The organism is Streptomyces sp. NPDC026522, from assembly GCF_055567555.1.
This window is the reverse complement of sequence record NZ_JBVHQF010000010.1, coordinates 113345-125432: the sequence shown is the minus strand read 5'-3', so window position 1 is coordinate 125432 and position 12088 is coordinate 113345. Positions and strand designations below refer to the sequence as shown.

Below are 12088 nucleotides of genomic sequence, written 5' to 3'. Positions count from 1 at the left end.
CGGCTCGCCGGAATGCGTACCCAGCCACGGCCGCCGCCCTGTGCTCGCTCCGCGCCCATCACGACCCCTTCTCAGCGCACCAAAGCCGCTCACCGCAGATACGTCTTGGGATACCCCGCGGCCGCCCGGTCGACCCGGAATCCGCCCGGCGGACCGGGCAGCGCGCCCCGGCCGCCGAGGCGCCCCAGGACTCCCTTGACCAGTCTCCCCGCCGTGAAGCCGGCGCCGTGCACGAATCGCATGGAAGGGCCGAACGAGGGAGCCGTCAGCAGTCCGGCGAAGAACAGGCCGGGCCACGACGACTCGAACCGGGGGCCCAGCTCCGGTGTGCCGCCGTCGCCCACGACCGCCAGCGCCCCGCGCAACCCCGCGTCGAGCAGCTCCAGCCGGCTCAGCCGGGGGGCGAAGCCGGTCGCCGCGATGACGTGCGCGACGTCCAGGACGACCGACTCCCCGGCCGCCGTGGTCAGCCCGAGCCGGGTCCGCTCGCCGACCGCGACCGCCCGGTGCAGGTGGTGCCCGAGCAGTACCGGGACCCGCTGCTCGAAGCGGTCCCGCAGCCACCACGCCCCGGCCGGGCCCAGCGCGGTGGCGGCGATCCGCTCCCGGGCGGGCGCGGGCAGCCTCCGTACCGCCCAGGGCAGCTCCGACCACACCCAGCTGCGCCAGCCGGTGCCCAGGCCGCTGTGCGGGTCGCGCAGCGCGCGGGTCAGGGACCGTTCCAGGGGCTGCGGAACGGTGTTCCAGTTCAGCCGCGGGCGCCGGGCCACCAGACACGGCCGGGCCCCCGCCTCGGCCAGCAGCGCGGCGGTCTCCAGGGCGGCTTGCCCGGCGCCGAGGACGGCGACCTCGCGGCCCGCGAACCGGGTGAGGTCGCGGTGGCCGCTGCTGTGCGAGTAGTGGGTGGGCGGGAGGTCGCGCAGCGCCGCGGGGAAGTTCACGAACGGCATGACCCCGACGGCCAGCGCGACCGTGCGGGTGAGCCGGGGCGGGCCCTGCGCCGTCCTGACCACGAACCCGTCACCGCGCGGGGCCACCTCGGTGACGGTGACCTCCTCCACCTCGGGGCCGCCCGCGTGCCGGGCGAACCAGAGCCCGTACGCGCTGAACGTGCCGATCGGCAGCGGGCTGCCGTGCTCGGCGGCCAGCCCCCGGGTCGCGCAGTAGTCGGCCAGCGTGTACCGGCCCCCGGGCGCGGACAGGTTGGACGACCAGGGCTCCGACTTGAGGTACATGCCCTCGGGCATGTGGTCCCGCCACGACGCCATGGGCCGTCCCAGGACCCGTACCCGCAGCCCGGCGGCCGCCGCGTGCGCGGCGATCGACAGCCCGTACGGTCCCGCGCCGACCACCACGAGATCGTCCATCCGCGTCATCGCTGTCCTTCCAGTCCCATGGATGCCCGGCCCCGCCCCCGTGCGTGCGGCGCCCCGCCCCGGCCCGGAGCCACTCGCACGGGCCGCCCTGCGGGGCGGGAGGCCGGCGGTCTCACCGGTTCACCGGGTCACCAGCTCGTCCGGCTCCGCCGAAGCCTCCGGCGGCTGGGCCGGCCGGGCGGCCGGGCCGCCCGAAGCGGCCGGCGGCTGCTGCCGGCCCCGCTGCCGGGGCGCCCGGACCACCGCGCGGGCGGTGCGCCGCCCCCGCGCGGGAACCCCGCGCAGCAGCCCGGCCCCCTTGTCCGCACCCCGCCCGAGGAAGGCGGCCAGCATCGCCAGGAACGGCATCAGGTCGTCGGCGGCGAACCAGGCCGCCTCCACCCGGCCGCGCCGCGGCGCGGCCGGGGCGGCCGCGGCCGCGTCCCGCGCGCCGCCCGGGGCGAACGGCAGGCGCCGCCCCCGTACGGCCGCCAGCAGCGCGTAGTTCTCCGCGACGAACACCCGGCCGGGGCCGCCCGCCGGCTCCGGTACCCGTTGCCCCGTCAGGTCCAGGTACATCGCCTGCACCACGTCCAGCCCGCTCGCGTCGGTGAACAGCCGGAACTGCGCCCCGGGACGCGGGTTGAAGTCCACCAGACGGAAGCAGCCCCGCTCGTCGCGGCGGAAGTCCAGGTCCAGGATCCCCTGGTAGCCCAGCCGTTCGGCGAGCCGCAGCCCCGCCTCCTCCACCGCCGGGTCCGGCAGCCACCGCCCCACCGCCGTCAGCCCGGTCCGCACCGGCCAGGACAGCTCCTTGCGGCCCGATCCGACCAGCAGCGGGCGCCCGCCCCGGGCGAAGGCCCCGTGGAAGAACCAGTCCGTGTCCGTACCGGCGGGCAGGAACCGCTGGAGCAGCAGCCGGCTGCCCGCCTCCGCCGAACGCTCGTACAGCCGCCGCGCCTCGGCGGCGCCGTGCAGCAGCGTCGTGCTGCGCAGGCCGGCGCCCGCCGGCAGCAGCCACGGCCGGCTCCACTTCGCCACCACCGGCAGACCGAGCCGCCACGCGGCCTCGGCCGCCTCGGATCCGCTCGCCGGGATCACCGTCTCCGGGTGCGGGATCTCCCAGCGCACGCACAGCCGGGACAGCTCCGCCTTGTCGGCGACCTTGGCGGGCAGCCCGTCGGGCTGATGGGGGATCCGGTAACGCCCTTTCAGCATCGGCGCCATCCGGGCCACCGCGATGGCGCTCAGGTCGTCCATCGCGACCAGCACCGCCGGCCGCCCGATCCGTTCGGACACCCCGACGAGGCACTCCAGCAACGCCTCCGGCGCCTCCGGATCCAGCCCGCCCTCGGGCCCCGGGTGCGCGGCGCGCAGGTACCGCGAACGTGCCATGGGACCTCCCCCCGCCTCGACGACGGCATGGACCTCCACGCCCCTGCGGCCAAGGGATCTGACGGCGCCGAGGGTTCCGTGGTGGAACGGATTGCGATCGAGTCTGAGCAGAACAGCGGGCACATGGTTGGCGAACGCGTGCATGGCAGCGGTGTCTTTCACCTAGTCGGACCAAGCGGGAAGGGTACGCACCTGCGAATGGCCTACTGATGGGTCATCGGACAGGCCATTCGTCGGATGTGATGTCTAACGTCGTTGGTGACCACACCGGTTCAGGAAGCTCGGGAGACGCCATGCGCAGACCACACCGCCGACTGGCGAGCACCTGCATCGGTACGGTCACGGCCGGGCTCCTCGCGTCCGGCGCCGCGCTGGCGGCGCCCGAACCGGAACCGCCGGCCGGTTCCGGCTCCGGCTCCGACATCGCCATGGGCGCCTACCTCGACTACGGGCCGCCCGGTGTCGCCCGGATCCCGTACCTGTCGCGCTGGCTGGGCGGCAGGGAGATCCGGGTCGGGCACACCTATCTGCCCGGAGACCGGTGGGCCGGGATCGAGGGCTCCGTCGAGTTCCTGGAGGGCTGGGCCGAGTGGCGCCAGGCCGCCGACGACCGGATGTTCGTCCTCAACGTGCCCATGCAGGCGCACAACGAGGACCGGGTGCCCGACTGGCAGGTGGCCCGGCTGATCAGGGCGGGTGCGCGGGGCGACTACGACGGCCACTTCCGCAAGCTCGCCGAACGGCTGGTGGATCTGGGCGTACCGGACACCGTCATCGTGCTCGGGTGGGAGATGAACGGCTCCACGTACACCCACCGCTGCGGGCCCGACCCGGAGAACTGGAAGGCGTACTGGAAGCGTGTCGTCAACGCGATGCGTTCCGTGCCCGGGCAGAAGTTCAAGTTCGATTTCGCCCCGAACCGGGGTTCGGACGCGATCGGCTGGACCCGCTGCTACCCCGGGGACGACGTGGTCGACGTCATCGGGATGGATTCGTACGACCAGTCCCCCGGCCGCACCTTCGACGACCAGGTCACCCAGCCGTACGGGCTCCAGCAGCACGTCGACTTCGCGAAAGCACACGGCAAGCCGATCTCGTACCCGGAGTGGGGGCTGTTCCGGCGCGGGGACAATCCGGAGTACGTACGGCGCATGCTCAAGTGGATCGAGCAGCACAAGCCGCTCTACCACACCATCACGGACTACTGCCCGCACGGCGTGTGGCAGTGCAAGGCGAACCCGCAGTCGGCCAAGGTCTTCCGCGCCGCCCTGACCCCGCCCAAGCCGGCCCCGGTCACCCCGCCGCCGGTCGTCCCCACACCGCCCGTCGTTCCTACGCCGCCGGTCGTTCCCACGCCGCCGGTCGTTCCCACGCCGCCCGTCGTCCCTACGCCGCCGGCCGTACCCAGCCCCTCCGTCCCGGCGCCCGTCGAGTCCCCGACGCCCCAGGCGCCGAGCCCCACACCCACGCCCACTCCGCTCGTGCCCACACCCGAGGTGCCGGCGTCCGAGACGCCGGTCCCGGTCCCGGTGCCGAGCACCCCGGACCCCACCCCCGTGAGCCCCTCGGTCCCGCCGGTCGTCCCGGCCGTCCCGGTCCCCGACCCGTCGCCCACCCCCACACCCACGCCGACTCCCACACCCACGCCGACTCCCGCGCCCAAACCCTCGGAGGTCGTGCCGAGCCCCTCGGCGCCCGCCGTGCCCGTCGTGCCCGTGGCGCCCAAGCCGAATCCGCCCACCACCAACTCCACCCAGTGGTGCGTACCGATCAACTTCGGCGAGTGGCTCTCCAAGCTCGTCGGCAACCAGGCCGTCTGCATCAAGATCGACTGGAGCAAGGGCTCGCTCTGGCCGTTCTAGCCGCCGGCGCCGGTCACCGCCGGGGCGCCGGCGGCCCGGTCGCGGGCGCGTGCCTCCCGTCATCGCACCCGCAGTTCGTTCAGCCGCGCCCGCCAGTCCCTGGCGGCCGGCAGCGACTCGCGCAGCGCGTCCACCGCCCGCTCGCGCCCCGTCAGCTGCGACTCGTGCAGTCGCAGCAGGGGCGCGAGCGCGTTCGTGGACATCAGGAGCCGCTGGTTGACGACCGTCTCGGGCCGCCAGTGGTTCTTGTACGGCTCGTTGCCGCGCAGGAAGCTCACCACCGGACGGCCCTCGGCGAGGGCGCGGCCGGCCTCGTAGCGCAGCAGGAGGGTGGCGATGTCCACCTTCCGTTCGCGCAGGTCCGGGTCGGCCCCGTACAGGTATCCGCCGCTCAGCGCCGCGGACAGCAGCGTGACGTTGGCGGCCACCACCTTCCCGTCCAGCCGGAACTCGGTCAGCCGGCCCTCGCCCGCCCGGACCATCCGCCGGGTCGCCCGGGTGAGGTGCTCCGCGAAGCGCGGCTTGAGGTGCTCGGGGGTGACCCCGCGCCCGCGCCACTGCTTCTCGTGCAGCCGCAGCAGCGTCCGTACGGCCCCCGGCACCTCGTGTTCGGTGACCTCGTGCTCCTCGATGCCGGCTGCGTCGGTCTTGCGGAGCTTGGCCCGGACCCGCTGGGCGCCGGACGCGGGCATGCGCTTGACCAGTTCGTCGAACGGCAGCGTCGGCAACTCCATGCAGGTGGAGTCGGCGAGCTTGGCCCGGGCTCCGGGCCAGGCCTCGAAGAGGGCCTCGGCCGCGGCGCCGGGCCGGACCTCGCGCAGGTCCACCACGGCGCCGCGGGCGGCCCGGTGCAGGCCGTGGGCCAGCGCCGGGACGACCTGGCCGGCGTGGTCCGGGGCCACGAGCACGTCGAAGTAGTCGGTGATCCCGCCGCCGAGCGGCACCAGCAGCGGCAACGGCCGGTGTACGAGGGTCAGCGCGGCCGCGCCGACCAGTTCCTCCCCGCGCCGTACGAGGAGCAGCCGCAGCCTTCCGTCGCGGCCGTACGAGAGCCACCAGGAGTGCAGCCAAGCGTGGCTCTGGAAGGGAGTGGCGGTGGGGCAGCCGCGCAGGAGCCGGTTCCACTGCTCCTCCAGCGCGGCGAACTGCCGGGGATCGCGGCACAGCGTCACCGACAGGGCCCCGGTGGAGCCCGAGGTCATCGCACGGGCTCCTTCTCCTTGACCGGGGCGGGCTCGCCCTGCGCGGGCAGCGAGGCGTACTCCTCCACGACGGGCTCGCCTGCGGGCGTCTCGCGGCGCCGCCGCGCAGGGGGACCGGCCAGCAGCCACAGGCCGCCGAGCAGACCGCCGGCGCACAGCCCGACGGCGCCGCTGACGGGCGCGGACGGGGAGGCGGGATCGGCCGGGGCGACGGCCTGGTTGAACAGGATCAGCTGCACGCCGGTGTTCTTGGCGGCCTGGTTGCTGCTCAGGGACAGTGCGTCGGCGACGGCGTTGGCGATGTCGGCGGCCTCGGCCGGGCTCTTGGAGGTGCCGGTGATGGCGATCATCGGCGAGTCGGGAGAGGTCTCCGCGCGCACCTGGGTCCGCAGCCGCCCGGCGTCGATGCCCGCGCGGGGCTGGGCGTAGGCGAGGGTGGAGCTGCTGGTGGCGATGCGGGCGTAGGCCTGCGCGAAGCCGAGTGCGGTGGCGGGCTCGGTGGTCTCGTTGGGTACGGCGACGACGTAACTGGTGGCGGCGTACTCGGGCGCCTTCAGCACCCCGTACGCGCCGCCCGCGACGAGCCCCAGCAGCGCGCAGGCGGGCAACGGCCACCACGCGGGCGGGCGCGGGGCCCGGATCCGGCGGCGGTGGTCGGACTTCTTCTGTTCGGCGGTGTCGGCCATGTGCGTGCTCGCTTCCTGAGTGGAGGGGACTTCCTTCGGCCCCCGACCGGGGACCCTTGCGGGAGGACTGCTCATCGGCGGTGATCGCCGCTGCCGCTGCCCTGACCGGACGCGGGGCCCGGGGCGGCGCCCCGCACATCCAGCCCCGCCGGCGATTGAGGCGCGGTGTCCGGGACGGCGCCCCGGCTGTCGACCCCGGCCGGGTGCGGCACATCCAGCCCCGCCGGCGATTGAGGCGCGGTGTCCGGGACGGCGCCCCGGCTGTCGACCCCGGCCGGGTGCGGCACCTCCAGCCCCGCCGGCGTTTGAGGCGCCCGGCCCGGGACGGCCTCCGGGTTGTCGGCCCCGGCCGGGTGGAGCAACTTCAGCCCCGCCGGCGTGTGCGGCGCGGGGTCCGGGGCGGCGCCCCGGCGACTCGGCCGCGCCGGGGCCGGGGCCGGGCCCAGGGTCGTGGCGTAGACCGCCAGGAGCTGCTCCGCGCTCCGCGCGATGTCGTACCGCCGCACCACCGGAGGTACCGGCAGGCGCCGCGCCCCCGCCTCCATGTGCCCCCGCAGCGCCGCGACCAGCTCCTCCGTGCCCGTACCGATCCGCCGCGCCCCCGGCGCCTGCGCCGCCGGGAGGTCGTCGACCGCCGGGCAGGTGACGTGCAGCACCGGCAGCCCCGCCGCCAGCGCCTCGACCACCGCCAGCCCGAACGCCTCCTCCCGCGACGGCGACACGAACACGTCCATCGCCGCGAGCAGCGCCGCCACCCCCGGGGTGCGCCCGTCCGCGCCGTCCCCCAGCGGGTCCCGCTCCCCCAGCAGGTGGATCCGGCCCTGCGCGCCCAGCTCCCCGGCCAGCCGCCGCAGCGCGGACCGCTCCGGACCGTCCCCGGCCAGCACCAGGTGCGCCCCCGGCAGCGCCGCCACGGCCCGTACGAGCACGTCGAACCGCTTCCCGGGCACCAGCCGCCCGACCCCGCCCACCACGAACGCCCGCTCCGGCAGCCCGGTCCGGGCCCGCGTGGCCCGCCGTACGCCCTCGTCGAAGCGGAACCGGACGGCCTCGATCCCGTTCGGTACGACGTGCACCCGCTCGGCCGGCACCCCCCAGGCCTCCAGCCGGGCCGCCACCGTCTCCGAGACGGCCACCGTCGCCCCGCCGAGCCGCTCACCGGCCAGGTACAGCGCCCGCACCCCGCGCGACAGTGGCCGGCCCTCGATCTCGGCCCCGCCCAGGGAGTGTTCCGTGGCCACGATCGCCCCGACCCCCGCGAGCCGGGCCGCGAGCCGGCCGTACAGACAGGCCCGGTACAGGTGCGTGTGCACCAGGTCGTACCGGCCGCGCCGGATGAACCGCACCAGCTTCGGCAGCGCGGCCAGGTCCCGGTTGCCCTTCATGGCCAGGTGCACGACCCGGACCCCGTCGGCCCGCAGCCCCTCGGCCACCGGGCCCGGATTGGTCAGCGTCAGCACGTCGCACCGCATCGGCATGTGCCGCAGCAGCAGCCGCAGCTGTTGTTCGGCGCCGCCCACGCCCAGCCCCGTGATGATGTGCAGCGCCTTCACCACCGCACCCCGCGCACCAGCTGCCGGGCCTGGTGGCGCAGCTGCTTGACGCGCAGCCGGGCCCCGCCGTCGGCCTGGCTGACGTGCGTGCGCGGCATGGCGTGCCGCCCCGCGAGCCGGCCGGGGTCGATGGCGCACGCGTACCCGTACCCGGCGCCCGCCGTCGCCGCCACCACCCGGGCGTCGAGGTGCCCGTACGGGTAGCAGAACCCCTCGGGCAGGGTCCCGGTCAGCTCGCGGATCAGCTCCCGGCTGCCGCGCAGCTCCTGCTGGAGCACGTCGTCGGGCGTGGCGGTGAGGTCCTGGTGCAGCAGCCCGTGCGAGCCGATCTCCTGTCCCGACGCGGCGACTTCGCGGATGCCTTCGGCGGTGAGCAGCGGCTTGCGCGGTCCGAGCGGGTCCCACGCGTTGTCGACGCCGAGCCGCCCGGGCAGTACGAACAGGGTGCAGGTGCAGTCGTGGCGGCGCAGCAGGGGCAGCGCCCGGGTCAGGAAGTCGGTGTAGCCGTCGTCGAAGGTCAGCCCGACGAGCCCGGCGGCCCGCCCGGCGGCGCGGGCCCGGAGCAGTTCGCCGACGGACACCCCGCGCAGCCCCCGGGAGCGCAGCCACAGCAGCTGCGCCTCCAGCGCGACCGGGGTGACGGTGATCCCGTACGGGTCCTCGGCGGGGTCGGTGAACTCGGTGACCGAGTGGTACATCAGGACCCAGGGCGATGCGGTCCGGCGGGTGGGTACCACCGAGGCGACGGGCGCCGTGTCGGTGTCAGCGGTCATGGCGGAACCTCTGGGTGAGCTGGGAGGTGAGCTGGCTGATCTGTTCGGGCAGGGCGGTGATCTCCAGGGCCCGCATGGCCATCCCGGTGGCCCCGAACATGGCGGGGACGAGCAGGCAGCCGAGCGCGGCGCTGAGCAGCGGGTCGGGGATCATCGGTCCGGCGATCCACCCGGTGGCGCAGGCCGCAAAGGCGGCGACGGCGAGCCGGCCGATGCTGACGGCGACCCGGCGGACCTGGATGGGGACGATCCGGGAGCCGAGTCCGGTGAGCAGGAGCGCGGCGGTCGTGGAGATCCCGGCGGCGTTGGCGGCGGCGATGCCGTAGGTGCCCCACCAGCCGACGGCGAAGGCGCCGACCACGATGTTGACGAGGAGCCCGGCGCCCATCGCGAGCGCGGGGAACCAGGTGGGCCGGTCGGTCGAGAAGAAGGGCCGGCTCAGCGCCCCGACGAGGCAGTGGCCCAGCAGTCCGAGGCCGTAGACGCGCATGACGGAGGCGGTGGCCTGGGTGTCGTGGTGGGTGAACGCCCCGCGCTCGAAGAGGACCTGGATGATCTGGGGCGCGTACCCGATGACGAGGGCGGTGCCCATCAGGACGGCGAGCGAGGCGAGCGCCAGGTCCTGTTCCACGCGCCGGCGGGCCTTCTCGCGTTCGCCGCCGGCCATGGCCTGGGCGACGACGGGGAAGGTGACGGTGCAGATCATCAAGGAGAGCACCATCGGCATCTGCGCGACCTTCTGCGCGTAGTTGAGGTGCGAGATCGCGCCGGGCGGCAGGGACGCGGCGAGGAACCGCTCGACGAGCACCTGCGACTGGCGGAAGACGGCGAAGAAGATGACCGGGGCGATCAGCCCGAAGGCGATCAGCGTCGGCCGGTCCCGGTCGCGCTGGCTCCGCGGGGCCGCCTTGACGCGGTTCGGGCCGAAGCCCACGTTGCGGATGAACGCCGGGAGTTGTACGAGGACCATCAGCGCCCCGCCGACGGCGACTCCGGCGGCCGCCGCGCGCACCCCCCAGACGGCGTGCAGCGCCACCATCGTGCCGATGATCCCGATGTTGTACGAGACGTAGATCGCGGCGGGTGGCAGGAACGAGCGGTGTGCGCGCAGCGCGGCGCTGAAGTACCCGGCGACGCCGAAGGTGAGCACCGTCAGCGCGGTCATCCGGGTGCACTGGACGGCGAGTTCGGGGTCGGGGAGACCGGGCGCGAGCACGCCCACGACGAGCGGCGCGGCGAGGATGAGTACGGAGGCGACGGCGGCCAGGAGCACGGCGAGGCGGGGCAGGGTGGCGCCGACGAGCAGCCGTACGGGGTCCTGGCTCCGGGCCTGCTTGCGGGTGAGCCCGGCCCGGCTGGCGGCCCTGCGGGCCAGCGCGTGGCTGAACGCGGGCACCATCAGCAGCGCCATGGCGTCCTCGATGAGCAGCGTGGAGGCCATCTCGGGGACGGTCCAGGCGATGAGGAAGGCGTCGCTGTCGTGTCCGGCGCCGAAGAGGTGCGCGATGGTCTGGTCCCGTACCAGGCCGAACACCGCCCCGGCGGCGGTGAGTCCGGCGGTGACGGCGGCGGCCTTGGCCAGGAACCGCCCGAGCGGGGCCGGTCCGCTCCCGCCGTGCCGCCCTTCCGGCCCGCCGGCCCCCTCGGCCGCCGGGTCCACCGGCCCGGTCGCGTCCGTGCCCGGCGCCGCCGCCGCGGGCACCGCCGGTTCGGGCGCCGACGGCTCGGGCCGGCCGGACCGGGGCAGGCCGACCCGCTCCCCGGGCGGCCCGGCGGGAGCCGGGGGCGCCGGCTCCGGCGGACGGCCCGCGGCCCCGGCGAGGTCGGTCGCCGCGGCCGCGGGCCGCCACGGCGTCGTATCGGTCACCGGCCGGCCGGCCCCTCGGGGCCGGGCCGGGCCGGGAGCACGGCGGCGACACCCCCGGCTTCGGACGGCAGGGCCCACCACGCGGCCAGCCCGATGATCACTCCGGTCAGCACGGTCGACGGCCCCCCGATGTCGGCGTAGAGGAAGTCGGTCAACTGCCACACCAGCAGCCCGATCGCGATCAGCCCGCAGTCGCGCGGGCCGCGTTCGCCGCCCGCCGCGTACCGGCGCAGGCCGGCGACCAGCAGCACGGCCCAGCCGCCCGCCAGCGCGGTCAGCCCGATCAGCCCCTGCTCGCTCAGCACCAGCAGGTACATGTTGTGCGGGGAGAGCAGCGGCTGCTTGACGAAGGCCTGGCCGGCGCCCGCGGTGTCACTGCCCGAGGACAGCGCCAGGGACGAGTGGCCGTCCCGGTTGGCGGGGAAGCCCTTGAGCCCCACCCCGGCGGCCGGCCGTTCCCGCCACATCGACTCGGCGGCGGCCCACATCGTGTACCGGTCGGTCACCGACTGGTCGGGGGCGTCGGAGACCTGGGTGATCGAGGTCAGCCGCTCGGTCACCATCTCGGAGCCGACCCCGAACCCGCCCACCAGCACCACGACCACCGCCACCAGCGCCACGACCACCTTGAGCGCCCGCCGGATCCCGGCCAGCACCATGACCAGCACCGCCGCGCCCGCCGTCGCGATCCACGCGCCCCGGCTGAACGACAGCACCAGCGGCACCGTCAGGGCCGCCGCGCAGCCGGCCGCCGTCCGCCGGACCCGGCCCGGCAGCCCCGGCGCGAGAGCGGCGGCGGTCGCCACGACCAGCCCGTACGCGACGACCGTGGCCATGCCCATGACGTCACCCGGGCCGAAGGTGCCCACGGCCCGGATGTCGGCGCCCTGGTACGAGGCGCCCGTGTGGGTGACGAACTGGACGACGCCCAGGGCGCCCTGCATCCCCGCCAGCACCACGAAGCACCCCGCGGCCAGCCGGAACTCCCCGGCGTCCCGCACCAGCAGCACGATCGCCGCCGGGACCAGCACGAAGACCTGGAGGTAGCGCACGAACCCGGGCAGGGCCGCGTACGGGTCCCCGGCCGTCACCGTCGCCACCGCGAGCCCCACCGCGGGCGTCCCGAGGACGAGGGCGCCCAGCGGGCTCAGCGTCCGTACCCGGCCCTGGCAGGCCCGCAGCGCGCAGACGGCCACGAGCAGCAGCGAGGCGGCGTCGGCCGGCCCGACCTTGCCGGAGGTGCTCGCATCACCCGCGGGCAGCGGAGCGAGCAGCAGCAGGACGGTCGCGGCCAGCGGCAGCAGTGGCCAGTGCCGGCGCAGCAACCGGCGGGCGTCCGGGCGGCCCGCGTCCGGGCGGCCCCGGGGGCGGGAGTTCGATACGGCGAGGGTCATG

The 12088-nt window shown here is 75.5% G+C and carries 8 protein-coding genes and 1 pseudogene; 1 reads left to right on the top strand and 8 read right to left on the bottom strand.

The annotated features are described in order from the left end of the window. Positions 1-89 precede the first annotated feature (89 nt). Both ACZ4M3_RS25300 and ACZ4M3_RS25295 read right to left on the bottom strand, forming a co-directional pair. Entirely contained in the window at positions 90-1367 is a 1278-nt protein-coding gene (locus ACZ4M3_RS25300; protein WP_467736546.1) for an NAD(P)-binding domain-containing protein, read from the bottom strand. A 129-nt stretch (positions 1368-1496) separates the two neighbouring features. Then, positions 1497-2750: a carboxylate--amine ligase gene (locus tag ACZ4M3_RS25295; protein ID WP_467736255.1), complete on the bottom strand. Its 1254-nt coding sequence runs from the start codon at positions 2748-2750 to the stop codon at positions 1497-1499. Between the two features lie 293 nt (positions 2751-3043). On the opposite strand from ACZ4M3_RS25295, the gene ACZ4M3_RS25290 reads away from it, so the two are divergent. After that, the gene (locus ACZ4M3_RS25290) at positions 3044-4612 is read left to right on the top strand and encodes a glycoside hydrolase family 26 protein (protein WP_467736253.1); all 1569 of its coding nucleotides are present in this window, start codon (positions 3044-3046) and stop codon (positions 4610-4612) included. 59 nt (positions 4613-4671) lie between these two features. On the opposite strand, the gene ACZ4M3_RS25285 is transcribed toward ACZ4M3_RS25290, so the two are convergent. The 6 genes and pseudogenes from ACZ4M3_RS25285 to ACZ4M3_RS25260 form a co-directional block, all read right to left on the bottom strand. Beyond that, positions 4672-5814, bottom strand: coding sequence for a GNAT family N-acetyltransferase (locus ACZ4M3_RS25285; RefSeq protein WP_467736251.1), 1143 nt, complete (start codon positions 5812-5814; stop codon positions 4672-4674). Beyond that, positions 5811-6500: a YveK family protein gene (locus tag ACZ4M3_RS25280; protein ID WP_467736249.1), complete on the bottom strand. Its 690-nt coding sequence runs from the start codon at positions 6498-6500 to the stop codon at positions 5811-5813. Before ACZ4M3_RS25280 ends, ACZ4M3_RS25285 begins: the two co-directional genes overlap by 4 nt. 407 nt (positions 6501-6907) lie before the next feature. Beyond that, positions 6908-8053: pseudogene (locus ACZ4M3_RS25275) on the bottom strand (glycosyltransferase); the annotation flags it as partial. Further along, a complete protein-coding gene (locus tag ACZ4M3_RS25270) occupies positions 8050-8826 on the bottom strand; it encodes a polysaccharide deacetylase family protein (protein WP_467736247.1) in 777 nt (258 codons plus the stop codon). The pseudogene ACZ4M3_RS25275 and the gene ACZ4M3_RS25270, both read right to left, overlap by 4 nt. Then, positions 8816-10573, bottom strand: coding sequence for a murein biosynthesis integral membrane protein MurJ (murJ, locus tag ACZ4M3_RS25265; protein WP_467736544.1), 1758 nt, complete (start codon positions 10571-10573; stop codon positions 8816-8818). Before murJ ends, ACZ4M3_RS25270 begins: the two co-directional genes overlap by 11 nt. Before the next feature lie 116 nt (positions 10574-10689). Then, positions 10690-12087, bottom strand: coding sequence for an O-antigen ligase family protein (locus ACZ4M3_RS25260; protein WP_467736245.1), 1398 nt, complete (start codon positions 12085-12087; stop codon positions 10690-10692). Between the last annotated feature and the right edge of the window lies 1 nt (position 12088).